Source organism: Pseudomonas sp. 01L34 (assembly GCF_056400265.1).
The window spans coordinates 178,924-204,646 of record NZ_JBFTSX010000004.1 but is presented as its reverse complement, the minus strand read 5'-3'; the positions used below and the strand labels follow the sequence as shown (position 1 = coordinate 204,646).

Genomic DNA, 25,723 nt, shown 5'->3' with positions numbered 1-25,723 from the left:
CTTACAACCAGAGGTTCAGCAATTGCGCGCCGCGGGCATCGCTGTCGGCGAAATGCTGCCCGTTGCTGCTGAGGAAGCTTTGACCGGCGCTGCTCTTGTCCCAGAACTGACCGCGCAGGAACACACTCATGCCGGCGATGCTCTGGCTGGCCGGTGGTTGGGCGGTCAGCGTCAGCCGCTGCCAGGCCTGACCTTCGCTGAGTTCGCCGGCCTTGAGGCTGACAGAGCCCGGCGCGGGCAGGCCTCTATAGCCGCGCCATGGTTGATCCCAGGACCCACGCCCGACGACGAACGCCGGGACCGCCACCAGTTGCGCGCCTTGGGCGTCAAGTTTGCGGTAGTTGTCGGGGTACCAGCTGTCGCTGCCGATCAGCACGCCGAGGCGTCCGGCCGGGGTGTCGACGACGTTGACCGGATGATCGGAATTGCCTTGGAGCGTGCCACGTCCAGCGAACGTCGGGTGCACTTGGCGCTGGGGCTGGCCGATTGGCAGGCCGTCGCGACCGAACACCACGCTGCTGTTGTACAGCGCGCCGCGACCGATGTGCAGGGTGCCGTCGCTGACGCTCGGCTCGGGCAGCACGATGGAACCGGCCACCAGGGTCACGTGGAATTCTTTCGCCAGGCCACCGAACAGCGCCTGGTAATCCTTGGCCATGCGTTTGGCTTTCATCCGCAAGTGCGCGTCGTCGAGACGGTTGCTGCCTTCGGCGCTGATCAGGGCGCGGATGAACTGCAGCGGGTTGCTCACCGCCAGCCAGTTCATGGCTTCCTTGAGGGTGGTGGCCTGGTACAGCTCGTCTTTCTCGCCGCTGACCATCAGCCAGGTGCCGACATGTTCAGGCAGTACGACGATGGTTTTTTCATTCAGCAGGCCCTGGTCCTGGGCCTTCTGCAAATAGGCCGCGAGCTTGCGGTGCAGGCGTTCAGGGCTTTGATAGTCGGTGGGGAACAGCTCGGGCTGGATGCCCAGCAGATTGCCACGATCGGCGGGTGTGCCCTGATCGACCGCGAGATTGATGCGCAGGTCCGACAGGTAATGACCCACCGGACGGTCCGCGGCCCACATCGCGTAGGTCGTCAGAACGGCGATCAACGCCATGGAGAGGGTCAGGTACAGAAGTTTGCGCATGGAAAACAGTCAGCGGCCGTGTGCAGGGTTCGCGACTAGGGTAGGGCCCATGCCAGCGCTTGCCAAGGGGCGCTGCGCATTTGGATCAATAAGTTGTCAGTTACGGTCATTGAGTGACAGCGGTGCGACTCTTAGTCTGTCGAACATGACTGACGGGGGCCGAAGAGCTCCTGCAAATTTTCCGTGATCGCTCGTTGTGGAGTTACCGATGGCCGCCGCTCATTACCCGCACCTGTTGGCCCCGCTGGACCTGGGTTTTACCACGTTGCGCAACCGTACCCTGATGGGTTCGATGCACACGGGCCTCGAGGAAAAACCCGGCGGTTTCGAGCGCATGGCCGCGTACTTTGCCGAACGTGCCCGTGGCGGCGTAGGCCTGATGGTCACTGGCGGTATCGGCCCGAACGATGAGGGTGGGGTTTACTCGGGCGCGGCCAAGCTGACCTCCGATGAAGAAGCGCTCAAACACCGGATCGTCACCCGCGCGGTGCACGAGGCGGGCGGCAAGATCTGCATGCAGATCCTTCACGCCGGGCGTTATGCCTACAGCCCGAAACAGGTGGCGCCGAGCGCGATCCAGGCGCCGATCAACCCGTTCAAGCCTAAAGAGCTGGACGAGGAAGGCATCGAGAAGCAGATCAGCGATTTCGTTACCTGCTCGACCCTGGCGCAAAAAGCCGAGTACGACGGCGTCGAGATCATGGGTTCCGAAGGTTATTTCATTAACCAGTTCCTCGCGGCCCACACCAACCATCGCACTGACCGCTGGGGAGGTGTCTACGAAAACCGCATGCGCCTGCCGGTGGAAATCGTCCGTCGGGTGCGCGAAGCGGTCGGCCCGAACTTCATCATTATCTTCCGCCTGTCGATGCTCGACCTGGTGGAAGGCGGTAGCACCTGGGAAGAAATCGTGCAGTTAGCCAAGGCCATCGAGCAGGCGGGCGCGACCATCATCAACACCGGCATCGGCTGGCACGAAGCGCGGATTCCGACCATTGCCACCAAGGTGCCCCGTGCGGCGTTCAGCAAGGTCACGGCGAAACTGCGTGGTTCGGTGAGTATTCCGCTGATCACCACCAACCGCATCAACACCCCGGAAGTCGCCGAGCAGATCCTGGCCGAAGGCGATGCCGACATGGTGTCGATGGCGCGGCCGTTCCTCGCCGACCCGGACTTCGTCAACAAGGCGGCGGCCGGCCGTGCCGATGAAATCAATACCTGCATCGGTTGCAACCAGGCTTGCCTGGATCACACGTTCGGCGGCAAGTTGACCAGTTGCCTGGTGAACCCGCGGGCCTGCCATGAAACCGAACTCAATTACCTGCCGGTGCAGCAGATCAAGAAAATCGCCGTGGTTGGCGCCGGTCCCGCGGGGCTGTCCGCCGCCACCGTGGCGGCCGAGCGCGGTCATCAGGTGACGCTGTTCGATTCGGCCAGCGAAATCGGCGGCCAGTTCAACATCGCCAAGCGCGTGCCGGGCAAGGAAGAGTTCTTCGAAACCCTGCGCTACTTCAACCGCAAGTTGCAGACCAGCAACGTCGAGCTGTGCCTGAACACCCGTGTGGACGTGGCGCAGCTGGTCGAGGGCGGTTACGACGAAATCATCCTCGCTACCGGCATCGCGCCGCGGGTGCCGGCGATTCCGGGTGTCGAGCACGCCAAGGTGCTGAGCTACCTGGACGTGATCCTCGAGCGTAAACCGGTGGGCAAACGCGTCGCGGTAATCGGCGCTGGCGGTATCGGTTTCGACGTGTCGGAATTCCTCGTGCACGAAGGCGTGGCCACCAGTCAGGACCGCGACGCGTTCTGGAAGGAGTGGGGTATCGATACGCACCTTGAAGCGCGTGGCGGTGTAGCGGGCATCAAGGCTGCGCCGCATGCGCCGGCCCGCGAAGTATTCCTGCTGCAACGCAAGACCTCCAAGGTCGGTGATGGCCTGGGCAAGACCACCGGCTGGATTCACCGCACCGGTCTGAAGAACAAAAAGGTGCAAATGCTCAACAGCGTCGAGTACCTGAAGATCGACGACGAAGGCCTGCACATCCGCATCGGCGAAAGCGGCGAACCGCAGGTGCTGCCGGTGGACAACATCGTGATCTGCGCCGGGCAGGATCCATTGCGCGAGTTGCACGACGGTCTGGTTGCGGCCGGGCAGAACGTGCACTTGATCGGCGGCGCGGACGTGGCGGCGGAGCTGGATGCCAAGCGTGCGATCAACCAGGGGTCGCGGTTGGCGGCTGAACTCTAACGTTCGCAGCTATCCCTTGTAGCAGCTGGCGCAGCCTGCGTTCGGCTGCGCAGCAGTCGCAAAATCAGCCATCGCGGTATTCCAGATAAACCGAGGTGTCAGGATTGACGACTGCTTCGCAGCCGAACGCAGCCTTCGGCAGCTGCTACAGGGTTCGTGCTGGCTGATAGACTCCTGTTTTTCGTCAGAACGTAACGCATCAATGCTTTTTCCTCCTGCCGACTGGCTCCCCCAAGCCCCTCTCGAACCCCTTCACCTCGACTGGCTCACCACCGCCGGCATCGACGTCGCCATCCTGCGTCTGGATCAGATCGACCCGCTGATCAGCGGCAACAAGTGGTTCAAACTCATCGAACACCTGAAAGCCGCCGACCAGAACGGCGCCCAAGGCATCATCAGCCTGGGCGGTGCTCACTCCAACCATCTCCACGCATTGGCCGCCGCAGGCAAGCGCTTCGGGTTCACCACGGTCGGTTTGCTGCGCGGGCATCCGCAAGACACCCCGACAGTAAAGGACTTGCAGGCGTTCGGCATGCAGTTGCACTGGCTGGGTTATGGCGGTTATCGAGCGCGGCATGAGCCGGGTTTCTGGCAGCCGTGGCGGGCGCAGTATCCCGAGCTGCAACCGGTGCCGGAAGGTGGTGGTGGCTTGCGTGGGGCGAAGGGCTGCATGCAGCTGGTGGCGCAGGCCCGCGAGCAACTGAGTGGTCTGGGCTGGAGCCATTACGACGGCTGGTGGCTGGCCTGCGGAACGGGCACGACCCTGGCCGGTCTGGTGCTGGCCGAGGCGGGTGAACACCCGGTGTATGGCGCGCTGGCGGTGCCCGATGATCATGGCGTGGCGCAGCAGGTCGAGATGATCGGGCGGGAAGCCGGTTGGGTCGATCCCTTGTATGAACTACTGGACGCCAGCCGTGGCGGTTTTGCCAAAGTCGATCCGCAGCTGCTTGCATTCATCGAGCAGACCGAACAGGCCAGCGGTATTCTTTTCGAGCCGCTGTACACCGGAAAAGCGCTCATGGCTCTCAAGCAACAAGTCGAAGCTGGTAAATTTCCCCAAGGCATGCGCCTGATCTTCATCCACACCGGCGGCCTGCAGGGCCGCCGGGGTTTCGAGCAAAGCGGTCGCGATTAACCGCGTTTGGGCATCATCCGCAGCAAGGTGTTATCGCGCACCACATAGTGGTGGTAAATCCCGGCCACCGCGTGCAACCCGATCAGCCAATAACCGATGGTGGCGCCGAGCTCATGCCAGCCTTGGAACTGCTTGGCCAGCGGTTTGTTTTCTTCGATCAGCAATGGCAAGTCGACGCCATAGAACATCACCCGATGCCCCTCGGCGCTGGTAGTCAGCCAACCCAGAACCGGCACGGTGATCATGAAAATATACAGTGCCCAATGCATCAGCCTGGCAACCACGGTTTGCCAGCGAGGGGAGGCGGGGAATATCTGCGGTGCCGGCCCCAGGCTGCGGGCGAACAGCCGCAACCAGACCAGCACGAACACGGTCAGGCCGAGCATGAAGTGCGCTTCCTTGATCAGCGTTCGGCCGCCACTGCCTTTGGGAAAGATCCCGCGAAATTCGATACAGGCGTAGACCAGTATTAACAGAACCAGCATCAACCAGTGCAGCGCGATCGATACGGTGCTGTAGCGTGATTCGGAATTCTTCCAGGGCATACGGTGTTTCCTCACAATTCTGGTCTGAAGTCACCGTTCTTGTTCGACGGCGTGCACTAACTGTAATCCTGTTTCGCAGGATTTGCCCGAGGCAAATGGGCCGCTCAATGCTCTAAATCAAGTGATCGACCACAAAAAAGCGTCAGTTCCATCCAAGGAACTGGCGCTTTTATTATGAGGCGAGGGGTGCGATCAGTTGGCTTGCGGCATCTCGCCGTTGGCCAGGCGCTTGTTGATGTCGGCGATCACCTCGGGCAAGTCGGTGATGGTGTCGATCATGTAGTGCGGTCGCGAGCCTTCGAACAGGGCATGAATGCGCTTGCGTTCGCTGGCCAGTTGGTCGCTGCTTAGCGCGCGATAACCTTCGTAGTCCAGACCCAGCGCGTTACCGGAGCAGATCAACGCCACGGTCCACATGCCGGCACGGCGACCTTCGAGAATGCCCGGCACCGTGTCGTCGATCTTCACGCAGGCCGCGACGTCGTCGATGCCCAGCGCAATCACATTGGCCAGGGCCTGAGCGGGCCATGGGCGGCCGTTGGGCACTTCGTCAGTGGCGACCACGTGATCGGCGACGTAGCCGTTGGTGGCGGCCAGTTCCACCACTTTGTCCATGACTTGTTTCGGGTAGCCGGAGCACGAGCCGATCTTGATTCCTTGCTGACGCAGGTTGGCGATGGTGTCCAGGGCGCCCGGAATCAGTGCCGAGTGTTCGGCGATTTTTTTGATCTGCAGCGGCATGAAGCGTTGGTAGATGGCGGTGACGTCATCGTCGGTCGGCGTGCGGCCGAACACCTGGCGATAACGCTCGGCAACTGATGGCTGATCGCACAGGGTGCGGATGTGGTCCCACTTGCCCATGCCCATCGGCCCACGGGCTTCTTCGATGGAAACCTGGACGTCGAACTCGGCGAAGGCTTCGACGAAAATCTGCGTCGGGGCGATGGAGCCGAAGTCGACCACGGTGCCGGCCCAGTCGAGGATGGCGGCTTGCAGTTTGGTTGGGTTTACATAGTTCATGTCTCTGATCTCTGTAGGAGCGAGGCTTGCCCGCGAAGAACGATTACAGGGTTTAACTGACGCACCGTGTCGTCTGCATTCGCGGGCAAGCCTCGCTCCTACAGGGAACAGTGGTGGTTTAGATTTCGATGACTTCCATCTCGCGCAGCACCTCGGCCACGGCCGCCACCGCTGCGTGCATTTCGGCCTGGTTGACGTGGCCGATGCAGCCGACCCGGAACGTTTCGACCTGGGTCAGTTTGCCGGGGTAGAGGATGAAACCCTTGGACTTGACCCGTTCGTAGAATTCCTTGAACTGATAGCGCGGGTCTTTCGGCGCATGGAAGGTAACGATGATCGGCGCCTGGATCGCCGCGGGCAGGAAGCTGCGCAGGCCGAGTTTGGCCATGTCATCGAGCAGCACCTGGCAGTTGTTGGCGTAGCGCTGATGCCGGGCGGGCAAGCCACCTTCTTCGTGGTATTGCAGCAAGGCTTCGTGCAGCGCCGCGACCACGTGGGTCGGCGGGGTGAAACGCCATTGACCGGTCTTGGCCATGTAGGTGTGCTGATCGAACAAGTCCATCGCCAGCGAGTGCGAGTTGCCGGCGGCGTTCGCTAGCGCTTCTTTGCGAGCGAAAACGAAGCCCATCCCCGGCACGCCCTCCAGGCATTTACCCGAGGCGGCGATCAGGGCGTCGAAAGGCACCTGTTGCGCATCGATCGGCAGGGCGCCAAACGAGCTCATGGCGTCGATGATCAGGCGTTTGCCGTGCTGCTCGATGACGTGGGCGATTTCCGCCAGCGGGTTGAGGATGCCGGTGCTGGTTTCGCAGTGAATCAAGGCGACATGGGTGATGCTGGCGTCGGCCTGCAGCAGGCGGTCGACGTCGGCGGTGGTGATCGGTTCGTCTTCGGCGGTTTCGAAGGTGCTGAACGAACGGCCAAGCACTTCGCAGATCTTCGCCAGGCGTTTGCCGTAGGCGCCGTTGATCAGCACCAGGACTTTGCCGTCCCGGGGCACCAGCGTGCCGATCGCCGCTTCGACCGCGAACGTGCCGCTGCCTTGCAGGGGCACGCAGTGGTGGCTGTCGCCGGCGTTGATGATCACCAGCAATTTCTCGCACAGGCTGGCGGTCAATTGGTTGAAGCGGTCATCCCATGAACCCCAGTCGACCATCATCGCCTGACGGGTACGTTGCGATGTGGTCAATGGGCCGGGGGTGAGCAGGATGGGCTCGGCAGTACGCATTCTTGTGTCCTTGCAAAAGCTCAGTGGGATGAAACTACGGGGCATAAATTGCAATTCGGCGTGCTATCAATCAAATTGTTTGTTGTTATGGCAGCCATCAGTGAGAGTTATTCATGAATCTGTTCCAGCTGCGTGCCTTCGATGCCGTGGCCCGAGAGGGCAGCTTCACCCGCGCCGCCGAGCGCCTGTTTATCAGCCAACCGGCGGTCACCGGGCACATCAAGGCGCTGGAGGAGCACTACCAGATCACCTTGCTGCGCCGCACCGCGCGGCGGGTCGAGTTGACGGAAGAGGGCACCAGGCTCGCGGCGATCACCCGGGCAATGTTCGGCCTGGCCGAAGAAGCGCAGGCGATGCTGGAGGCCAACCGGCAGCTACTCACCGGGCGCCTGGAAGTGGCGGCGGATGGCCCGCACATGGTCATGCCGATGCTCGCCAGCCTGCGTGCGCGTTATCCGGGGATCACCGTGAACCTGCGGTTGGGCAATGCCCAGGAAACCCTCGCGGCGTTGCTGTCGGAGCATGCCGACGTGGCGGTGCTGACCGAAGTGGAGCCGCGCAAAGGGTTGCATCTGCAAGGGTTGAGCGAGTCGAGGATTTGCGCGTTGGTGCCCGCGGGCCATCCGTGGGCGCAGCAGTCGCAAGGGCTGCCGCTCAAGGCGCTGGATCAGGTGATCATGGTGCTGCGCGAGCCGAGTTCGATTACCCGGCGCACGTTCGACGAGGCGTGCGTTCAGGCCGGGGTCAATCCACGGGTGTTGCTGGAACTGGACAGTCGCGAGGCCGTGACCGAGGCAGTGGCCGCCGAGTTAGGCGTGGGCGTGGTGTCGTCGGTGGAAGTCAGCCACGACCCACGGGTGGCGGCGGTGCCGATCATTGGCGAGGGGCTGGTCAATCGGCACATGATCGGTTGTATGGAACGGCGGCGGGATTTGCGCTTGATACAGGCGTTTTTTGGGCTGGCGCCCGTCGGGTAGACCGCGGCGCGGCTATCGCGGGCAAGCCACGCTCCCACAGGTTTTGCGTCGTACGCAAGGTTGGCGGCCAGCATAAATTCCTGTGGGAGCGGCCCGGTAAAATCACGGCATGGGATCCGAGCGGTTGATCAGCCAGTCGAGCAGTAGATGCGCATCGCGGCGCGGCTCGGGAGCGGGACGGGAAGGCTGGAGGTGGCTCATGCCGGCACACAACACCGGCCGGTCCGGGTCGCTGTCGAGAAAACTGACCAACACTTCGGTGCCGGCCAAGGGCAGCCTGGACGGATCGATCCGACCGTCCGGTGCTGCGAGGGCGACCGGTAGCCAGAGCCCAACGGACTCATCCGCCTCGAACCCCGGTTTCGGCCACAAGCAGACCTGTATTCGGCCTTGCTCATCGAGTGCCGCCGGTTGCCCGACGGGGCCCAGCACCCGGGCGGTCTGATAGCCCGGGATGCTCGGCCTGACCTGTTTGAGCGCCGGCCTGAACACCGTTGACCAGGGAATGGCGGTGAAGCGATTGCTGTAGCGCCCGGCCATGTCATGGCCGGGCTTGTCCTCGGCGAGAATCGACGGCTGCTGCCCCTGGTGCTGGATGTTGGTGAGCAGCCACTGATCGTTGAAGCTCGAGAGCGGGTGCTGCGCCACTTGTACGATTCGTCCGCTGCGCAGCTCGTTCAGGGTGCTTTGGCCGTGGATCTGCCGGTGCTGGCAACGCAGGCGTTCCAGCGAGCGGCGGCCCAGCTGTTCGCGATGAAGCTGTTCGGGCGCAGGTCTTGCCGTAACCGGGCCCGTTCCGGTGAGCGGGTGGTTGGCCGCGCCGTCGCCGATCACGTGCGCGCCGCGGTTTCTGGCATCCCATTGTGCCGGGGCGGGGTCCGGGTCATGGCGCTGGAACAGTTCGCTGATCGCCGGCAAGAGCGGGTCGTTGAACACGTCGGCATGGAACGGCATCAGCAGCGGTTCCTGCGGGAAACTCAGGCTGTCATCGGCCAGGACCAGCACGTGCCCGTCGTGCTGATGTTCGAAGTGGAAGTGGATGCCTTCTTCTTCACACAGCCGCTGCATGAAGGCCAGATCGCTCTCATCGTACTGAATGCAAAAGGGCCGCAGCGGGTAGTGGCCGCAGGTCAGGTCGAAGCGATAGCTGTGCTCGGGCAGCTGATGCTTTTCCAGCAACTGACGCATGATCGCCGGCACGCTGAGACGATGAAAAACCCGACGCGAGCTGTGCAACTGAAGTCGTTGCAGATGGGGCGCCAGCACCAGTGAGTAGCCGACCCGATACGGGCCGCGATGTTCGCGGCTGACGCTGTGGATCACGCCGTGAATGCCCTGATCAGCCGACAGCCTCAGGAACGCCGGCTGTTGCAGCAACCGATCCAGGTTCATCGCCGGCGCGAGGCCGATCACCTCGATGTCGAATCGATAGGGCTGGTTGAGGCCCTCGCGGCCATTGAACTGCAACACCTGCAAACTCAGACCGCTGTCGAGGAGTGTCAGGGTGTAGGGGCTTTCCTTGTCGTTGTGCATCGAGCGCGCTTCTGCCTTGGAGAACGGGCGCAGAGGGTACGAAACCATAGCCCTGAAGCGTCACCGCAAATCGACTTTTCAGAATCGCCCTACAAACGCTGGTGAAGATGTCGACCCGTCGTGGGCTGAAGATGTTGGAATTTTTTGGTCGATTGGCATCTTTAGGCCGTATAAACTTGCGCTACGCGTCGGCCAATAGATGTCTCGGCGCCACAGATCAAGAGAGTGAGTAATGGGCGCACAGTGGAAGGTTAAACACAAAGAAGCGGCAGCCAACGCCAAGGGCAAGATCTTCGGCAAACTGGTGAAGGAAATCACCATTGCTGCGCGCAACGGTGCCGATACCGCCACCAACGCACACCTGCGTCTGGTGGTCGAACAGGCGAAAAAAGCCTCGATGCCTCGCGAAACCCTGGAACGCGCGATCAAGAAAGGCTCCGGCCAGCTCGGCGAAACCGTGCAATACCATCGCGTGACGTATGAAGGGTTCGCACCGCATCAGGTGCCACTGATCGTTGAATGCGTGACTGACAACATCAACCGCACCGTCGCTGAAATCCGCGTGGCGTTCCGCAAGGGCCAGTTGGGCGCTTCCGGTTCGGTGGCCTGGGACTTCAACCACGTCGGCATGATCGAGGCGTCCCCGGACAGCCCTGACGCCGATCCGGAAATGGCCGCGATCGAAGCCGGCGCCCAGGATTTCGAGCCGGGCGAAGACGGCGCGACGCTGTTCCTGACCGACCCTGCGGACCTGGATGCGGTACAGAAAGCGCTGCCGGAGCAAGGCTTCACCGTGTTGTCGGCCAAGTTGGGTTATCAGCCGAAGAACCCGGTGAGCGGCTTGAGCGACGAGCAGATGGCAGAAGTCGAAGCGTTCCTCGAAGGCCTCGATAACCACGATGACGTGCAGGACATGTTTGTCGGGTTGGCGGGTTAAGCGGTTCTGACCGTTGTGATTTAACCTGTGGCGAGGGCTTGCTTGTGGCGAGGGGGCTTGCCCCCGTTGGGTTGCGAAGCGACCCCAAAAGCGACGGCTGCTGCGCAACCGAACGGGGGCAAGCCCCCTCGCCACAGTTCTATCTTTGCGGGTCAGGATCCATTCAACTCCCGCACCACCTCACTGAACCCCGGCCGCGCCAACACATCCGGCTGACAGCAGCGCTGTTGTAAATCCTCTAACGCGACCCGCTGTTCAGCGCTCAACCCCGAGTCGATCCGCTCCAGCAATTCTCCCAGCAAAATCCCGAACGCCCGTACCTCGATCCGTTGCAGCGCACGGCTTTCGAAACTGTCCGAGGTGGCATGGAAAGATGCCGCGCCAAAATCCCCCAACAGACAATCGCCATGCTCGTTCCACAGAATGTTGTGGCCATAGAGGTCGCCGTGGGTGATGCCTTGACGGTGCAGGTGTTCGGCCACCGAGGCGATGCCACTGGCGATGCGCATTGCCACGCCGGCGCTGAACCGGGTGTCGTCGGCATAGATGTCGCGGGAGCAGGACGCCAGGCTCGGCAGGCTGGCCAGGTTGCGGTAGCTCGGATCGATCAGTTGCATCACCAGCCCGGCCTGCGCCTGCGGATGCCCGACGATCCGCCCTTCGACCCGGATCAGGTTAGGGTGGATGCCGGCGGTGATGCAGGCGTTCATTTCGTGCAACGGCGAGCCGTCGCTGGTCATTTCGCCCTTGTAGAGTTTTACCGCGACCTGTTTTGTCTGCTCCCACAACGCCTGATGAATGACCCCCGACGCGCCTTCGCCGAGTTTCTGCTCCAGGCTCAGCTCGGACCAGGGAATGCTCGTCGTGGCTTCAAGTGCGGCCGCATCGGCTTCGGTTTCCAATGGGTTACCGGCGTACGCCAGCCAGGTCAGGCCCGGCAGGGTCAGCAGCCATTCGGGAAGCTCGGTGAGCTGATTGGCGGCAATGCGGATCAGTTCAAGTCGATGACAGTGGCTCAGGCTCTCGGGCAAACGCTGTAAGCGGTTACCGGCGAGCATGAGTTTTTGCAGGTACGGGCGCTCGCCCAGTTCGGTTGGCAGATCCGTGATGCGGTTGTCGGTCAGGATCAGCCAGCGCAACAGCGGCGGCAGGGCGGCGGCCGGCACGTGTTCGATGGCGTTGGCCTTGAAACCGATCATTGTCAGCGCCGTACACTGGCCGAGGCAGGCGGGCAGTTCGGTGAACTGATTGTCCGAGCAGAACAGCACGCGCAAACGGGTTAGGCGGTGCAGATCGTCCGGCAGGCTGCGCAAGGCGTTGCCGCTGAGGTTGAGCACTTCCAGCGAGTCCGCCAGGTCGAAGATTTCCCGGGGGAATTCGGTCAGGCCACAGACCAGGTCCAGGCGGGTGATACCCGACAGTTGGCCGGCGCGCAGTTGTGCGAGGGTGTGCATAGGCAGGTTCGCTATTGATCTGAAGGAAGGCGCTGGGGCCTGGAAATGGGCGACATGATAGCGGGAAAGTGGTGGTGGCTGTCAGGCGAGTTCCCTGACTTCCAGTAACTGCCCCAGCCGGCTGCGCGTGCGCGCCAGGTCGATGGCATCGCCATCCAGGCATTCGCGCAATGACTGGTGGCCGAGCAGAATCAGGTGTTTGTCCTGGTCGTACAAGACGTCGATCAGGTTGATGAAGCGTTGCTGGGCGGCGATTGAACAGCCGGCGAGGCTGGGCAGTTTGTCGATGATCCAGCGGTCGAAGCGACGGCACAGTTCCAGGTAGTCCATGACGGCGGTGGGGTGTTCGCACAAGTCGGCGAAGGTGAAGCCAATGGTTCGCCCTTCGCAGTATCGGGCTTGAAGGTGTCGTGTCCCGACGGGCAGCCGAATGGGCGGTGCGTCGTGTTCGAGCAGGTGCAGCGCCTGACGCTGGCTCACCGTGGCCGGCCAGACGTACTGGCCCTGGGTAAACAGCTGCTGCGCACGGGGTCGCGCCTGACTGCGGTAATCATGGGGGCCGCCGACTTCCATCACCTGCATGCGCGTGTTGATCAGGTCGATCACCGGTTTGAAACGGGCATGGTAAAGCGGGTTGGGCAGTAAACCTTCCTGCGGGTAGTTTGAGGTCACCAGCAGCAGAATCCCCCGGCGAAACAGCGCCTTGAACAACCGCGTGATGAGCATCGCATCGCCGATGTCATGCACGTGGAATTCATCGAAACACAGCACCCGGCAGTCTTGCAGCAGTTCGTCGAGGGTGGTTGCCAGCGCATCGGGCTGATCGCGATGGCTGAACATGCCCTGGTGCAACTGCGCAAAAAACTCATGGAAGTGCAGGCGCTGTTTTGCCGTGACGGGGATGGCCTGGAAAAAACCGTCGAGCAGCCAGCTCTTGCCGCGCCCGACCGCACCATGGAGGTAAAGTCCGGGGAGTGGCGTCGATGACCCCGGCAGCGCCGACGCGTGCTGCGCCATGCAGTCGATCACGCGCAACTGGCTGTGGCTGAGGGTGTAGCCCTGAACATGGGCCTTGTGGCGGAAGTAGTCGTGGATCACCCGGCCTTGCGCGCTGCCACTGGATGGCGCCGCGAATGCCTTGCCGAAAAAACGGCGTAGCGCGGACCAGCGTGGTGTGAGTTGCGGACGGTTGGGCGGTCGTACGGCCAATGTGATGTCACCCCGTAATCTTCAGGCCGGCTCCCCCTGAGCCGCAGCGGCGTAGTTTAACCAAGTGGGTAATTTCCCTTCCACTGCTGCCGACCAAGCTTTTGTGTCGAGAAGGCTTTTGTGGCGAGGGAGCTTGCTCCCGTTGGGCTGCGAAGCGGCCCCAAAAAAGGAACTGCTGCGCAGTTCAACGGGAGCAAGCTCCCGTGCCACAAAAGCCCTCTCACCTGATCTTCGAGGTTAGCGCTCGATACTGCGATTCCACCGGTCATTCCACGCCGGGCGCTGTTCGTTGACCTGATCCCAATCGATGGTAATCGCTGTCTCCAGATAGCGCTTCATCGCCTCGACCTGACCGCGGGTCTTGTCGGTGGTTGGCGTATTCGGGTTCGACGGAATCTGATCGCCGTCTTCAAGCGCCGCAGCCTGTGCGGCAGGCGTCAGCAAGAAGGCTGCGAGTTTCTGCGCCAGTTCCGGTTGGGTGTTGTTGGCGATGGCGCATTCGGCCACGTTGAGCACCACCGAGCCTTCCTTCGGCTGCGCATATTCCACCGGCATGCCCTTGAGTTTCAGTGCGGTGACCTGGGTCGGGGTCAGCGGGAACAGCGCCGCTTCGTCGGTCTGGAGCATTTCGGAGATTTTCGCCGAGCTCGGAATGTACTCCAGCACGTTGCGCCCGACGGTGTTCGGCCAGGCCTTGAACCCCGGTTCGACGTTAGTCTCGCTGCCGCCCTGAATCCGGTTGAACATCAGGAAACCGTGCAGGCCGAAGGTCGAGGAGGCCATCGACTGGAACACCAGTTTGTCCTTGAAGCGCGGATCGGCCATGTCCATCCAGGAGGTCGGCGCGTTCCAGCCCTTTTCCTTGAACAGCCGCGTGTTGTACGCCAACCCGGTAACGCCGAGGCTGACCGCCACCGCTTGATCCTTGATGCGGCCCTTGGGCGGAATCTGCGCCAGGGTCGGGCTGTCTTCGAGTTTGTCGCACAGGCCCATGGCAATGGCGCGGTACATGATGCCGTCGTCGAGGAACATTACATGCAATTGCGGGTTGCCTTTGCTGGCCTGGACCTTGGCCAGAATATCAGCCGAGGTCCCCGGCACGATCACCACTTTGACGTTGTTGGCTTTCTCGAAAGCCGGCAGCACCTTGTCGGCGTAGAGCCGCTCCATGGTCCCGCCGTTCATGCCCAGGTAAAGCGTCGGTTCGGCGTGGGCCTGAGTGACCGTGAGCAGGGCGCTCATGCAGGACAAACCGAGCAGTGCAGTGCGTTTGAGGTTATTCATTGGCGCGACCTTCCTCTATCAAGCTACGGAGATGGAGTGAAACCGGGTGATGGAAAACGCATCCAGCGGCGTCTTTGACGCGCCGCTACAGATGATCTCGGTGAGCGCCTGGCCCACCGCAGGCCCGATCTGAAAACCCGCGCCGGCAAAGCCGAATGCGTGCAACAGACCGGGTTGCGTGCTGCTGTGACCGATCACCGGTTGACGATCGGGCAGATAACCTTCGGTGCCGCTCCAGGTACGAATCGCCTGGGCGCCTTCAAGAAACGGGTAGAGCTCGACGGCCTGACGCAGGATCTCGATCACCGCGCTCTGGCCAGGTCGGGCGCGGGCACCATCAAGGGCAAAGCCCTGGCCGCCGCCCAACACACAATTGCCCCGCGCGACCTGACGGGCATAGATGCCGCCGCCTTCGACGCCGGTGCTGGCATTCATCACCAGCGGCAACGGCTCGGTGACCAGCATCGCCGGGTGCCCGGCATGCATCGGCACCGCTTCACCGAATTGCGCTGCAAGGTTGCCGGCCCAGGCGCCGGCGCAGTTCAGCAGCCAGGGTGCGCGCAGTTCGAGGCCGGATTGAGTGCTGACGCGAAAGCGCTGACCATTGTGTTCCACCGCCGTGACTGCGCATTGCTCATGCACCTGCGCGCCATGCCGACGTGCCGCTTGGGCAAACGCCGGAGACACCAGGCGCGGGTTGGCGTGGCCATCGTCCGGGCACAGCGAAGCACCGACCGCGACGTCTCCGACCCACGGAAAACGTGCGCGCAACTCATCGCGATCAAACAGCTGCAAATCAAGGCCGAACCCCTGGCTGCTGGCGGCGTAATCCTGCAAGGCATGCAGATCGTTGAGGCTGCGGGCGAGTTTCAGGTGACCGCTGCGCTGGTACTCACCGTCGATGCCGATCAATTGCGGCAGCTGTCCCCAGATTTCGTGGGCCCGTTGCGACAACGGCAATTGCGACAGCGGCCGGCCCTGACGACGCACGCCGCCATAGTTCACACCGCTGGAATGCGAACCGCAAAAATCTCGTTCCAGCAGCGCTACGCGTCGGCCAGCCTTGCTCAGAAACAGGGCGGCGGAGGCCCCGACAATGCCGCCGCCAATGATGACCGCCTCGACTTCGATCATGGCTCGACCTCCAGACCGAACGGCAAGGGTTTGATCGGTGCCTGAGCCCGCAACCGACCGATGTCGGCTACTGAACGCTGACTTTCGCAGGCAATGATTTCCGCGGCGGCGGCCCCGCACATCCGGCCCTGACAGCGACCCATGCCGATCCGGCAGTGGGCCTTGACCCGGTTGATCTCCCAATGACCTTCGCGCACCACCTGGCGGATGTCGCCGGCGCGTACTTCTTCGCAGCGACAGATCATCAGGTCATCCGCAGCGTCGGTGGCCCAGCTTTCGGGGAAGGCAAAGGCACGCTCAAGGCCCTGGCGGAATCTGCCGATTGCTTTCAGCGACTGTTCCAGCTGGCTGGCACGTTGCGGCGGGAGCAGGTAACCGCTGTCTTCGAGCAGCGCCAGGGCTGCCCGTTCGCCAGCCATTTCCGCCGCGTCGGCGCCCATGATGCCGGCGCCGTCACCCGCCAGGTACACCTCGGCGACACTGCTGCGCCCGGCGCTGTCGCGCTGTGGCAGCCAGGCGCGGTTGAGCGGGTTCCAGGTGAATTCGCAGCCCAGCAGATCGGCGAGTTGGGTTTCGCTGCGCAGGCCATGGGCGAAGGCGACGGCGTCGCAGTCGATTCGATGTTGGCCTTTTGCGTTGCGCCAGATCAGCGATTGCACACGCTGTTGGCCATCGATGCCTGACAAGCTGGCGCCCTGATGCACCGGGATGCCGTGGGCGGTCAGCCAGGTGCGGTAATAGAGGCCTTTGGCGAGGGTAGCCGGTTGTGACAACAGACCGGGCAGGGCGCGGGCCTGAACGCTGAACGGCGAACTGTCGAGCACCGCGACCACGTTGGCACCGGCCTTGGCGTATTGATACGCCACCAGGTACAGCAACGGTCCGCTGCCGGCGAATACCACGCGTTCACCAATGGCACAGCCCTGAAACTTCAAGGCGATCTGCGCCGCGCCGAGGCTGTACACCCCCGGCAACGTCCAGCCCGGCACCGGCAGAATCCGGTCGGTGGCACCCGTGGCGACAATCACCCGGGAGAACGCCACGCGTATGGCGCGGCCCTCGTGCAAGGTGTCGAGCGCGTTGGCCTCGGCGTTCCATACCAGCGTGTCGGGGCGGTAATCGAGTTGTTCGCGCAGTGCGTCGATGGTTTGATGCAGCGCGTTGGCCTTGGGGGCTTCGAAGCCATACAACTTGACGGGCGAGCGCTTGAAGTTCGCCGGTTGCCGCCGATAAATCTGCCCGCCACCGCGTGCGGCTTCGTCCAGCAGAACCGGGCGCACGCCATGCGCCGCCAGCGTCTGCGCCGCACGAATCCCGGCGGGGCCGGCGCCGATGATCACCACAGCGTTCATACCGAGCGCCCCGGTTCGCGGCTGACCTGCTGGCCGGCTTCAAGCTGCGTCGAGCAGGCCCGCACCCGGCGGCCATCGCCCAGGCGTACCCAGCAGTCCTGGCAGGCGCCCATCAGGCAAAAGCCGGCGCGGGGTTCGGCGCTGAAGTCGCTGCCGCGCAGGTGTTCGCTGCAGGTCAGCACGGCGGTCAGCAGGGTGTCGCCGAGCAAGCCGCTGGCAGGCACGCCGTCGAGGGTAAAGTCCAGGGCCGGGCGGTCGCCTTCGGCCAGTCGTTTCAGCAGAGCCATGGCGCCCTCATTGTTTACCCACCAGAACCCGATCCAGGCCGTAGACCCGATCGAGCAGAATCATCGTCAGCGCGGTCAGCGCGATCACCAGGGCCGACACCGCCGCCATCATCGGATCGATGGATTCGGTGGCGTACACGTACATGCGCACCGGCAAGGTTTGCGTGGCCGGCGAGGTGACGAAGATCGACAACGTGACCTCGTCAAAACTGTTGATGAACGCCAGCAGCCAGCCACCGGCGACCCCCGGCAGAATCATCGGCAAGGTGATTTGCCGGAACAGCGTGAAGCGTCCGGCACCCAAGGATTGCGCGGCGTGTTCGGCGCTGCGGTCCAGGCCTATGGCCGACGCCAATACCAGCCGCAACACATACGGCGTGATTACCAGCACATGGGCGAAGATCAGCCAGGCGAAGCTGCCGTTGACGCCCATCAGCGCGAACAGGCGCAGCAACGCCACCCCCAGCACCAGGTGCGGAATGATGATCGGCGACAGGAACAGGGCGTTGAAAAAGTCCCGTCCGGGGAACTCGAAGCGGGTGATCGCCAGCGCCGCCGGCACCGCAATCAGCGTCGCCAGACTGGCCGCGCTGAAGGCCAGGATCAGGCTGTTGTAGAACGCATCGACAAAGTCCGCACGTTCGAACACGGCGCGGAACCAGCGCAGGGAGAAATCCGTGGTCGGCAGGCTCAGGGTGTTTTCCGGGGTGAAGGCGACGAGGCACACCACCACCAGCGGCGCGAGCATGAACAGCACCACCAGGGCATGGAACAGCAGGGCGAAAGGACCGTTTCTGGACATGACGAATTATCCCAATGACTTCTTGTAGCGGCCTTCGATCATTCGGTTCCACGACAGCATGATCAGCAGGTTGAGCAACAGCAGGGCCACGGCAATCGCGGCGCCCATCGGCCAGTTCAGCTCCGACAGGTACTGGTCGTAGATCAGCGTGGCGACCATCTTCAGCCGGCGTCCGCCGAGCAGGCCGGGAATGGCGAAGGAACTGGCCGCGAGGCCGAACACGATCAAGGTGCCGGAGAGCACGCCGGGCATGACCTGCGGCAACACCACTTTGCGTATCACCGTGAAGTGGCTGGCGCCCAGTGACAGCGCAGCCTGCTCGGCGGCCGGGTCGAGTTTTTGCAGTGAGGTCCAGACCGGAATGATCATGAACGGCAGCATCACGTGGACCAGCGCGATCACCACTGCGAACGGCGTGTAGAGCAGCTTCATCGGCGAGCCACCGAAGGCTTGCAAGGTCTGGTTGACCAGCCCGTCGGCGCCCAGCAACAGGCTCCAGCCGAACGCCCGCACCACCACCGAAATCAGCAGCGGCGTGAGGATCAGAATCAGGAAAATCGAACGCCACGGTGCGCCCATGCGACTGAGGATGTAGGCCTCGGGCACGCCGATCAGCACGCAGAGCAGGGTGGTCAGGGCGCTGATCCACATCGTGCGCAGAAAGATCTCGTAGAAGTACGGATCGCCCAGCAGGCTGCTGTAATGGGCGAAGGTGTAGGCGTCGCTGTTGATCCCCGCGCTGTAGTCGAAGACGTTCAACGACAACACCAGCGTCAGCAGCAGCGGGATCGCCAGCAGGCCGACGTACAACGCCAGGGCCGGCGCCGACAACACATACCCTTGGCGTCCCTGACGGATGGCGGCGAGCGTATTCATGCCGACACCTCGTCGACACTCAGCACCCGCAGCAGTGCCGCGTCCCAGTCGAGGCCGACCGCCGTGCCTTCGGCCAGTGGCGCCGAGCCGTCGTTGCGGCGCACCACGCAGAGTTCGCCCAGGGTTGTCGTTACGCCGTACAACCATTGGCTGCCGAGGAAGAAGCGGCTGGCGATCTTGCCTTGCAGACGACCATGGCCTTTTTCCCGCAGATCGATTTTTTCCGGGCGCAGGCTTAGCGTCAGTTCGCCGTTGCCGGTGTTGCACACCTGAACCACACCGGCGCCGTCCCGCTCACCGGGCAGCAGATTGGCTTTGCCGACGAACCCGGAAATGAACTCGGTGCGCGGGTGTTCGTAGAGGGTGTAAGGGGCGTCGATCTGGGTGATGCGCCCGGCCTGCATCACCACCACCCGATCGCTGATCGACAGCGCTTCGGACTGGTCGTGGGTGACCATCAGCGTGGTGATCCCGACTTCACGCTGGATGCGGCGGATTTCGAACTGCATCTCTTCGCGCAAATTGGCGTCGAGGTTGGACAGCGGTTCGTCGAGCAGCAACACCGGCGGCTCGATCACCAACGCCCGGGCCAGTGCAACACGCTGGCGCTGGCCGCCGGAAAGCTCTCGCGGGTAACGCTCGGCGTGCTGGTGCAGGCGAACCAGTTTCAGCACCCGATCCACCCGTTGCTGCAATTCACCGTTGGGCACTTTGCGCATGCGCAGGCCGAAGGCGACGTTGTCTTGCACGGTCATGTGCGGGAACAGCGCGTAACTCTGGAACACCACGCCCAGGCCACGGCTGGCGGGTTTGGCGTGGGTGATGTCGCGACCGTCCAGCACAATGCGTCCGCTGCTGACTTCGACGAAGCCGGCGATCATTTGCAGGGTGGTGGTTTTGCCGCAGCCGGAGGGGCCGAGCAGTGAGACGAACTCGCCTTTTTCCACCGACAGGTTGGTGGCGACGACTGCGTCGATCTCGCCATATCGTTTGCCGAGGTTTTCAAGCTGCACAAAGGCCATGACTGCGCTCCACCTGAGATTGTTATGCGTCGCCAACGGCGCGCTTTTTTGTATGGGCAGATACGAAAAGATGTTGCGGGGGGTGTTGGCGCTCGACATGTGTCGGCTGCCGTTGTTGTTCGAATCGCCCCTGTATGGACGCAGAGTAGGACGAAGAATAGGATGGGCTCAATAACCTATTTCACTGAAGCGATGACTATTTTCAGTTTTATTCAGTGAGTAAATTTATTGATGAGAAATCAAATGTCAGATTCCACTGATCGGAATGAAAACAAAAATGAAGTCGGTGTCGGTGCGGTCTCAAGACTGTTTGCGGTGCTGCGCAGCCTGGGTGACACCGTCGAGGGCGGCGAGCGCGTGACGCAACTGGCGCAGCGCATCGGCTTGTCGCAACCGACTACCCACCGCTTGCTGCGCAGCTTGATGGACGAGGGCATGGTCGAGCAGGACGCCCGCAGCAAACGCTATCGCCTGAGCCTGGAGTTTTTTGCCTTGGCGGCCCGCGCCGGCAATACCAACAACCTGCGCGAACTGGCGCGGCCGGCATTGCTGCGGTTATCGGCATCGCTGGGCGATTCGCTGTTTTTGCTGGCGCGCAGTGGCTTTGATGCGATCTGTCTGGACCGCAGTGAAGGGCCGTTTCCGATCCGCACATTTACCGGTGACATCGGCGGGCGGGTGGCGCTCGGCGTGGGTCAGGGCAGCCTGGCGATTCTGGCATTCCTGCCGCAAGAGGAACGCGACACGGTGATTCACTACAACTTGCCGCGGCTCAAGGATTTTCACCTGTATGACGAAGTGTTCCTGCGCTCGGAAGTCGAGAATGTGCGCGCGCTCGGGTACGCCGGGCGCAACACCGGCGTGTTGCAGGGCATGGCCGGCGTGGCCGTGCCGATCCTCGATCGCGACGGCCGGGCAGTGGCGGCGTTGAGCGTGGCCACGATCAGTGATCGCCTGGGGCCGGATCGTTTGCCGACCGTGGTGGAAATGCTCAAGCGCGAAGCGGCGTTGATCGGGCCGCGGATCAACCCGTTCGACCCGCTGTTGCGCAGGCCTTCGCAGGTGTTTGGGCAGGGGTGACCACAACCCGGATCAGAACTTCAGTGTCTGCTTGAGCATCTGCGCCGCCGGTGTGTCACTCGGGCTGACCATCGCGTAGTTGTACCCGGCATCCGACCAATACTCGGCCTGCAGTTCGCCGTCGCTGCGGCTGCCGCGGGGCAGGAGGAAGTTTTTCGGCCCCGGTGGCCGGACGTAGAAGCTGACTTTGTGGCCGCCCTGATCTTCGTAGACCACCATCGCCGCCGGCCCTTGTTCGGTACTGAGCAAACGGCCGCTGACCGGTTTGTAGCCAGCCCCCGCCAGGTTCGGCAGACGATGGGCCTGGCTGAAATAGCGGTCGAGCCAACCCTGCATGTCGCCATCGTCGCTGACTTGGTAATCCGCCGGCAGCATGCCTTGCTGGGCAATCAGTCGGTAGGCCTGCATCGCATCGGCCATCGGCAGTGGGGGGCTGACCAGAGTCATCTCCCGCGCGTGCCAACCGCCCAATCCGCCGACGCTGACCGCAATCAACAACATCGCGGCACTGGCCAGATGACGGCGGGACTGGCGTTTGAGGCGCTGGCGAATCAGCGCCGGGTCAAGTTGCGGGTTGGCCGGTTGCTGCAAGGCGCCGCTCAGGGCTGCGCGCAATTGTTGGGCGTCTTGCTGCCAGGCGCGTACTTGTGCGGCCACTTCGGCGTTGCCGGCCAGATAAATTTCCACTTGATGTCGGTCGGCATCGCTGAGTTGGTGATCGACGTAGGCGTGCAGGTCACGCTCGTTGGGAGGCAGGCTGATCATTTGAGTCTCCGCAGAGAAGGGCGGGTGATTTCGCCGTCACTGAGCTGGCGCAAGGCCTGACGCGCGCGGGACAGGCGTGACATCACGGTGCCGATGGGGACGTCGAGAATCTCGGCGACCTCCTTGTAACTCAAGCCTTCCACCGATACCCAGAGCAGCAGCGCGCGCTGTTCGGTGTTGAGCTGATCGAAGGCTTGCAGGGTCGACTGGGCGATTACCGTGCGTTCTACCGAAGGCTGTGCATCGTCGCGCCCGGTAAAGAATTCGAGCATCCGCGCATACCGCCGGGATCGGCGGTGGGCGTCGAGAAACTGCCGATAAAGAATCGAAAACAGCCAGGCCCGCAGGTCGCCCTCCGGACGTTTAGCGCTCCAATTCGACAGCGCTCGTTCCAGGCTTGCCTGCACCAGATCGTCGGCGCTGCTGGGGTTGCGCGTCAGCGACACGGCGAAGCGCCGCAGCCTGGGAATGATTTCACGCAATTGTCCGTCGATGTTGTTCATGGAAAAGGCGTGTTCTCTGGCTGTGATGAATGGCACTGACAAGAAGGACGCCGGCCACCGTGGTTTATTCCTTCGTCGGGGAAAACCATTACTTATTTGTGTAGGAGATTTCTGAGGGGTTTGTAATCCATGTAATGGCATCGAACTTCGCGGCTCAACCCATGCAGCAAGCTCAGGCAGTCAGCCCAGCCTCTCACCAGGCTGCGCAGAACCACCCGTGCTTGAACGTAAATATTGAGCCTGAAGAGAATTTTTAACATGCAAGAGTGCAAAATTTCCCTTGAGTCGGCATCGATGTGTTCGCTGCTTCCGGACAACAACACCCATGACGTGTGGCCGCGGTTCGGTCGTGGGCCGACGGTTGAGCCTGAGTATCTTCTGATCCATCACGCCATCGAGGCGCAAGCCGCCGCCAGACCTCAGGACATTGCCGCCCATTGTGAGGGCGAAGCCATCACCTACGGTGAACTGAACCGGCAGGCCAACCGACTGGCCACGCTGTTGCGTCAGCAGGGCGTCGCCCCGGGCGATCACGTGGCCTTGTTTGTGGAACGTTCGATCCCGATGCTGGCGGGAATGTTGGCCGCATTGAAAGTGGGTGCTGCCTACATCCCTCAGCACGTAGGGATTACTCCCACCGCGCAATTGCGCCACATCATGGACGTGGCCTCGACGCGGGTGGTGCTGACACTGTCGAGCCTCGAGTCGCGAATTCCCCTGACGTCGCAGCAACACTGCATTTGCCTCGATGAGTCCATGGCGGTTGCGTCAACACCCGCTGATGACCTGAATGTGGCCTGTTCGCTGTCATCGACCCCGGACCGGTTGTGTTTCGTGCTGTTTACCTCCGGCACCACCGGCCTGCCCAATGGGGTTCGGGTGACCCACCGCAATGTGTGCAATATTTTGCTGACAGCCCCTGGCAATCTCGGCATGCGGCCTGGGCTTAAGGTCGGACAGATACTTAACATCGCCTTTGACATGGCGGCCTGGGAAATACTCGGGTGCCTGGCTCATGGTGCGACCTTGATGATCCGTGGCAAGGACATCGCCCAGACGGCCGAACAATGCGACGTACTGATCGCTACACCTTCGATACTCGGCACACTCGATCCATTGCGTTGTCAGCAAGTCAAGGTCGTGGCCCTTGCCGGGGAGCCTTGCCCTCAGCCCCTGGCTGATCGCTGGTCCTCGTTCTGCACTTTTTACAATGCCTGCGGCCCGACCGAAACCACGATCGTCAACACCATGCAGCATTACAGGGGCGCAGGTGCATTGACGATCGGCAAACCCACGCCCAACAACACGGTGTACGTGCTGGATGAGGCGGGCCAGCTCTGTCAGGCGGGTGAGCAAGGTGAGATGTGGGCTGGCGGCGACTGTGTGACCGCCGGTTATTTGAGTAACCCGACGCTGACCGCCGAACGCTATCGGCCCGATCCGTTTCTGGGGCAGGGCCGGATGATGTTTCGCACACGTGATCTGGGGCGCTGGACAGCAAACGGCGAACTTGAACACCTGGGGCGTGTCGATGATCAGGTCAAGGTCAGAGGGTTTCGGGTGGAGCTCGACTCTGTTTCTGCGGCTCTGGAGTCATCTGATCGCTGCGAGCGGGCGGTCACGTTGAAACTCGACAGTCGCCATCTGGTGGCCTTCGTCTATCCCGTTACCACGGACATCGATGATGCAAGACGGCGCTGTGAAGAGCGGCTTGCCTATTATTGCGTCCCTTCGCTGATCCTCGCCGTGGAGCACATTCCGCTGACCTCACGCGGCAAGGTCGACAAACGCTTGCTGCTGGAGTGGGCGATGACGCACCAGGCCGACGCGACGACCCGGCAAGGGGTGAGCGCATGAAGGGGGGGAATCCGGATACCGCACTGCCGGTCAAGCGCGTGCTGTGGCGGCGATTGGGGACGTTGCCGATATTTTCGCATTACAACCGCCTCGTAGCGCTGGTGCTTGCACTCAATATCGCGGCACTGGCGCATGGGTTGACCGCCGGGCAGTGGTGGACATCCACGGGGATAGTCCTTGAGGCGCTGTCGGGATTGGTGGTGGCGAATCTGTCGCTGGCGATTTTGATTCGCCAGCAATACATCATCAATCTGCTGTTCTGGCTGGCAACCCGGGCGCCCACTTCCTGGCCGCTTGCGATACGCCGCTCACTGGCCAAGGTTTACCACTTTGGCGGCTTGCACAGTGGCGGGGCGCTGGCGGCGATTGGCTGGTTCGCGGTGTTGATCGGCTCCCTGGCCTGGCATTGGACTGAAAGCTTGGGCGGCGTTTCCCTGGCGCTGCTCGGGGTGAGCACCGGGTTGCTGGGGATCTTGCTGCTGGTGGCCGTCATGGCTCACCCGCGGATTCGCGGGCGTTTTCACAACGGCTTCGAGCGAATGCACCGCTTTGGTGGGTGGACCGCACTTGCCCTGTTCTGGGTATGGAGCGTTCTGTTTACCCGGGACCAGAACCCGCAGGCCTCCGTGAGCGAGGCGCTGTCGTCGTCGGTGGCATTCTGGATGCTGATTGTGCTGACGTTCAGCATCGCCTTGCCATGGTTTCGTCTGCGCAAAGTGCCGGTGCAACTGATCAGGCCTTCTTCTCATGCGGTAATAGCCCGTTTTGGCCATGTCACGCCGTTTGCCGGCTCCTCCAACGCTATCAGTCTCAACCCGCTGATGGAGTGGCATTCCTTTGCCAATATTCCCGCACCGGGTGAAGCGGGTTTTCGCCTGATCATTTCCCGGGCAGGTGACTGGACCGGCGAGTTCATCGAGCAAATGCCGACGCATGTCTGGGTCAAAGGCATTACCACCGCTGGCGTGGCGCACATCGAAACCCTGTTCAAATCGGTGGTGTACATCGCCACGGGCAGCGGCATCGGCCCGGTGTTGCCCCATTTGTTGGCCAGGCAAGTACCGATACGGCTGGTCTGGTCGACCCGCAGCCCGCGAAAAACCTACGGTGACGAACTGGTGGAAGAGATCCTGCGGGCCAATCCTGATGCCTTGATCTGGGACACCGATGTGCTCGGCAAGCCAGACCTTGTGCAACTGGCTTATGACGCGGTTCGCTCGTTCGGTGCCGAGGCGGTGATCTGCATTTCGAACCAGACGCTCACCCAGCGAGTGGTTGAGGAAATGGAAGGGCGAGGCATTCCGGCGTATGGCGCAATCTGGGATTCCTGAAGTGTGCCAAGA

At 62.2% G+C, this 25,723-nt stretch carries 23 protein-coding genes; 7 read left to right on the top strand and 16 right to left on the bottom strand.

Annotated elements, in window-relative coordinates:
• Position 1: 1 nt before the first annotated feature.
• Positions 2–1,132 (bottom strand): carbon-nitrogen hydrolase family protein, encoded by a 1,131-nt coding sequence (locus AC1DQM_RS13090; RefSeq protein WP_018925428.1) that lies wholly within the window; start codon positions 1,130–1,132, stop codon positions 2–4.
• A 208-nt stretch (positions 1,133–1,340) separates the two neighbouring features.
• On the opposite strand from AC1DQM_RS13090, the gene AC1DQM_RS13085 reads away from it, so the two are divergent.
• Together AC1DQM_RS13085 and AC1DQM_RS13080 are read left to right on the top strand one after the other, a co-directional pair.
• Positions 1,341–3,380: an oxidoreductase gene (locus AC1DQM_RS13085; RefSeq protein ID WP_064618900.1), complete on the top strand. Its 2,040-nt coding sequence runs from the start codon at positions 1,341–1,343 to the stop codon at positions 3,378–3,380.
• Between the two features lie 202 nt (positions 3,381–3,582).
• A complete protein-coding gene (locus AC1DQM_RS13080; RefSeq protein ID WP_477746304.1) occupies positions 3,583–4,515 on the top strand; it encodes a 1-aminocyclopropane-1-carboxylate deaminase/D-cysteine desulfhydrase in 933 nt (310 codons plus the stop codon).
• On the opposite strand, the gene AC1DQM_RS13075 is transcribed toward AC1DQM_RS13080, so the two are convergent.
• The 3 genes from AC1DQM_RS13075 to AC1DQM_RS13065 form a co-directional block, all read right to left on the bottom strand.
• Positions 4,512–5,060, bottom strand: coding sequence for a cytochrome b (locus AC1DQM_RS13075; RefSeq protein ID WP_018925431.1), 549 nt, complete (start codon positions 5,058–5,060; stop codon positions 4,512–4,514). The two genes, AC1DQM_RS13080 and AC1DQM_RS13075, sit on opposite strands and share 4 nt — an antisense overlap.
• A 192-nt stretch (positions 5,061–5,252) precedes the next feature.
• Positions 5,253–6,080 carry a phosphonoacetaldehyde hydrolase gene (gene phnX / locus AC1DQM_RS13070; protein ID WP_477746303.1) on the bottom strand — a complete coding sequence of 276 codons (828 nt, stop codon included), beginning with the start codon at positions 6,078–6,080 and terminating at the stop codon, positions 5,253–5,255.
• Between the two features lie 118 nt (positions 6,081–6,198).
• Positions 6,199–7,308 (bottom strand): 2-aminoethylphosphonate--pyruvate transaminase, encoded by a 1,110-nt coding sequence (locus AC1DQM_RS13065; protein ID WP_477746302.1) that lies wholly within the window; start codon positions 7,306–7,308, stop codon positions 6,199–6,201.
• 113 nt (positions 7,309–7,421) lie between these two features.
• Between AC1DQM_RS13065 and AC1DQM_RS13060 the strand changes: the two genes are divergently transcribed.
• A complete protein-coding gene (locus AC1DQM_RS13060) occupies positions 7,422–8,285 on the top strand; it encodes a LysR substrate-binding domain-containing protein (RefSeq protein WP_018925434.1) in 864 nt (287 codons plus the stop codon).
• 102 nt (positions 8,286–8,387) lie between these two features.
• On the opposite strand, the gene AC1DQM_RS13055 is transcribed toward AC1DQM_RS13060, so the two are convergent.
• Positions 8,388–9,818, bottom strand: coding sequence for a type VI secretion system Vgr family protein (locus AC1DQM_RS13055; protein ID WP_477743823.1), 1,431 nt, complete (start codon positions 9,816–9,818; stop codon positions 8,388–8,390).
• Between the two features lie 232 nt (positions 9,819–10,050).
• Here AC1DQM_RS13055 and AC1DQM_RS13050 point away from each other — a divergent pair, with 232 nt between their 5' ends.
• Positions 10,051–10,755 (top strand): YebC/PmpR family DNA-binding transcriptional regulator, encoded by a 705-nt coding sequence (locus tag AC1DQM_RS13050; RefSeq protein WP_007940960.1) that lies wholly within the window; start codon positions 10,051–10,053, stop codon positions 10,753–10,755.
• A 152-nt stretch (positions 10,756–10,907) separates the two neighbouring features.
• On the opposite strand, the gene AC1DQM_RS13045 is transcribed toward AC1DQM_RS13050, so the two are convergent.
• From AC1DQM_RS13045 to AC1DQM_RS13005, 9 genes are all read right to left on the bottom strand, one after another.
• Positions 10,908–12,209, bottom strand: coding sequence for a leucine-rich repeat-containing protein kinase family protein (locus tag AC1DQM_RS13045; protein ID WP_477746301.1), 1,302 nt, complete (start codon positions 12,207–12,209; stop codon positions 10,908–10,910).
• 81 nt (positions 12,210–12,290) lie between these two features.
• Complete coding sequence (gene zapE, locus AC1DQM_RS13040) at positions 12,291–13,418, bottom strand: cell division protein ZapE (RefSeq protein WP_477746300.1); 1,128 nt, start codon at positions 13,416–13,418, stop codon at positions 12,291–12,293.
• A 237-nt stretch (positions 13,419–13,655) separates the two neighbouring features.
• Complete coding sequence (locus AC1DQM_RS13035) at positions 13,656–14,702, bottom strand: ABC transporter substrate-binding protein (protein WP_477746299.1); 1,047 nt, start codon at positions 14,700–14,702, stop codon at positions 13,656–13,658.
• A gap of 18 nt (positions 14,703–14,720) precedes the next feature.
• The gene (locus AC1DQM_RS13030) at positions 14,721–15,836 is read right to left on the bottom strand and encodes an NAD(P)/FAD-dependent oxidoreductase (RefSeq protein ID WP_477746298.1); all 1,116 of its coding nucleotides are present in this window, start codon (positions 15,834–15,836) and stop codon (positions 14,721–14,723) included.
• Entirely contained in the window at positions 15,833–17,188 is a 1,356-nt protein-coding gene (locus tag AC1DQM_RS13025; RefSeq protein WP_477746297.1) for an FAD/NAD(P)-dependent oxidoreductase, read from the bottom strand. Before AC1DQM_RS13025 ends, AC1DQM_RS13030 begins: the two co-directional genes overlap by 4 nt.
• Positions 17,185–17,475, bottom strand: a complete 291-nt coding sequence (locus AC1DQM_RS13020) for a (2Fe-2S)-binding protein (protein ID WP_018925441.1) — start codon at positions 17,473–17,475, stop codon at positions 17,185–17,187. The genes AC1DQM_RS13025 and AC1DQM_RS13020 overlap by 4 nt, the downstream gene beginning before the upstream one ends.
• Positions 17,476–17,482: 7 nt before the next feature.
• Positions 17,483–18,277 (bottom strand): ABC transporter permease, encoded by a 795-nt coding sequence (locus AC1DQM_RS13015; RefSeq protein ID WP_019580025.1) that lies wholly within the window; start codon positions 18,275–18,277, stop codon positions 17,483–17,485.
• Positions 18,278–18,283: 6 nt separating this feature from the next.
• The gene (locus AC1DQM_RS13010) at positions 18,284–19,153 is read right to left on the bottom strand and encodes an ABC transporter permease (protein ID WP_019648426.1); all 870 of its coding nucleotides are present in this window, start codon (positions 19,151–19,153) and stop codon (positions 18,284–18,286) included.
• Positions 19,150–20,175 (bottom strand): ABC transporter ATP-binding protein, encoded by a 1,026-nt coding sequence (locus tag AC1DQM_RS13005; RefSeq protein WP_064618870.1) that lies wholly within the window; start codon positions 20,173–20,175, stop codon positions 19,150–19,152. Before AC1DQM_RS13005 ends, AC1DQM_RS13010 begins: the two co-directional genes overlap by 4 nt.
• Before the next feature lie 243 nt (positions 20,176–20,418).
• Here AC1DQM_RS13005 and AC1DQM_RS13000 point away from each other — a divergent pair, with 243 nt between their 5' ends.
• Positions 20,419–21,255, top strand: coding sequence for an IclR family transcriptional regulator (locus AC1DQM_RS13000; RefSeq protein WP_018925445.1), 837 nt, complete (start codon positions 20,419–20,421; stop codon positions 21,253–21,255).
• A 12-nt stretch (positions 21,256–21,267) separates the two neighbouring features.
• On the opposite strand, the gene AC1DQM_RS12995 is transcribed toward AC1DQM_RS13000, so the two are convergent.
• Both AC1DQM_RS12995 and AC1DQM_RS12990 read right to left on the bottom strand, forming a co-directional pair.
• Complete coding sequence (locus tag AC1DQM_RS12995) at positions 21,268–22,020, bottom strand: anti-sigma factor family protein (RefSeq protein WP_018925446.1); 753 nt, start codon at positions 22,018–22,020, stop codon at positions 21,268–21,270.
• Positions 22,017–22,523 carry an RNA polymerase sigma factor gene (locus AC1DQM_RS12990; RefSeq protein ID WP_086945058.1) on the bottom strand — a complete coding sequence of 169 codons (507 nt, stop codon included), beginning with the start codon at positions 22,521–22,523 and terminating at the stop codon, positions 22,017–22,019. The genes AC1DQM_RS12995 and AC1DQM_RS12990 overlap by 4 nt, the downstream gene beginning before the upstream one ends.
• 294 nt (positions 22,524–22,817) lie before the next feature.
• Between AC1DQM_RS12990 and AC1DQM_RS12985 the strand changes: the two genes are divergently transcribed.
• Together AC1DQM_RS12985 and AC1DQM_RS12980 are read left to right on the top strand one after the other, a co-directional pair.
• Positions 22,818–24,380, top strand: coding sequence for an amino acid adenylation domain-containing protein (locus AC1DQM_RS12985; RefSeq protein WP_477746296.1), 1,563 nt, complete (start codon positions 22,818–22,820; stop codon positions 24,378–24,380).
• Positions 24,377–25,711, top strand: a complete 1,335-nt coding sequence (locus tag AC1DQM_RS12980) for a ferredoxin reductase domain-containing protein (protein ID WP_477746295.1) — start codon at positions 24,377–24,379, stop codon at positions 25,709–25,711. Before AC1DQM_RS12985 ends, AC1DQM_RS12980 begins: the two co-directional genes overlap by 4 nt.
• The last annotated feature ends 12 nt before the right edge of the window (positions 25,712–25,723 follow it).

Bases quoted from the DNA above. Each gene is read 5' to 3' on its own strand.
- AC1DQM_RS13090 (WP_018925428.1), bottom strand. From the start codon at position 1,132: ATGCGCAAACTTCTGTACCTGACCCTCTCCATGGCGTTGATCGCCGTT.
- AC1DQM_RS13085 (WP_064618900.1), top strand. From the start codon at position 1,341: ATGGCCGCCGCTCATTACCCGCACCTGTTGGCCCCGCTGGACCTGGGT.
- AC1DQM_RS13080 (WP_477746304.1), top strand. From the start codon at position 3,583: ATGCTTTTTCCTCCTGCCGACTGGCTCCCCCAAGCCCCTCTCGAACCC.
- AC1DQM_RS13075 (WP_018925431.1), bottom strand. From the start codon at position 5,060: ATGCCCTGGAAGAATTCCGAATCACGCTACAGCACCGTATCGATCGCG.
- phnX (WP_477746303.1), bottom strand. From the start codon at position 6,080: ATGAACTATGTAAACCCAACCAAACTGCAAGCCGCCATCCTCGACTGG.
- AC1DQM_RS13065 (WP_477746302.1), bottom strand. From the start codon at position 7,308: ATGCGTACTGCCGAGCCCATCCTGCTCACCCCCGGCCCATTGACCACA.
- AC1DQM_RS13060 (WP_018925434.1), top strand. From the start codon at position 7,422: ATGAATCTGTTCCAGCTGCGTGCCTTCGATGCCGTGGCCCGAGAGGGC.
- AC1DQM_RS13055 (WP_477743823.1), bottom strand. From the start codon at position 9,818: ATGCACAACGACAAGGAAAGCCCCTACACCCTGACACTCCTCGACAGC.
- AC1DQM_RS13050 (WP_007940960.1), top strand. From the start codon at position 10,051: ATGGGCGCACAGTGGAAGGTTAAACACAAAGAAGCGGCAGCCAACGCC.
- AC1DQM_RS13045 (WP_477746301.1), bottom strand. From the start codon at position 12,209: ATGCACACCCTCGCACAACTGCGCGCCGGCCAACTGTCGGGTATCACC.
- AC1DQM_RS13035 (WP_477746299.1), bottom strand. From the start codon at position 14,702: ATGAATAACCTCAAACGCACTGCACTGCTCGGTTTGTCCTGCATGAGC.
- AC1DQM_RS13030 (WP_477746298.1), bottom strand. From the start codon at position 15,836: ATGATCGAAGTCGAGGCGGTCATCATTGGCGGCGGCATTGTCGGGGCC.
- AC1DQM_RS13025 (WP_477746297.1), bottom strand. From the start codon at position 17,188: ATGAACGCTGTGGTGATCATCGGCGCCGGCCCCGCCGGGATTCGTGCG.
- AC1DQM_RS13020 (WP_018925441.1), bottom strand. From the start codon at position 17,475: ATGGCTCTGCTGAAACGACTGGCCGAAGGCGACCGCCCGGCCCTGGAC.
- AC1DQM_RS13015 (WP_019580025.1), bottom strand. From the start codon at position 18,277: ATGTCCAGAAACGGTCCTTTCGCCCTGCTGTTCCATGCCCTGGTGGTG.
- AC1DQM_RS13010 (WP_019648426.1), bottom strand. From the start codon at position 19,153: ATGAATACGCTCGCCGCCATCCGTCAGGGACGCCAAGGGTATGTGTTG.
- AC1DQM_RS13005 (WP_064618870.1), bottom strand. From the start codon at position 20,175: ATGGCCTTTGTGCAGCTTGAAAACCTCGGCAAACGATATGGCGAGATC.
- AC1DQM_RS13000 (WP_018925445.1), top strand. From the start codon at position 20,419: ATGTCAGATTCCACTGATCGGAATGAAAACAAAAATGAAGTCGGTGTC.
- AC1DQM_RS12995 (WP_018925446.1), bottom strand. From the start codon at position 22,020: ATGATCAGCCTGCCTCCCAACGAGCGTGACCTGCACGCCTACGTCGAT.
- AC1DQM_RS12990 (WP_086945058.1), bottom strand. From the start codon at position 22,523: ATGAACAACATCGACGGACAATTGCGTGAAATCATTCCCAGGCTGCGG.
- AC1DQM_RS12985 (WP_477746296.1), top strand. From the start codon at position 22,818: ATGTGTTCGCTGCTTCCGGACAACAACACCCATGACGTGTGGCCGCGG.
- AC1DQM_RS12980 (WP_477746295.1), top strand. From the start codon at position 24,377: ATGAAGGGGGGGAATCCGGATACCGCACTGCCGGTCAAGCGCGTGCTG.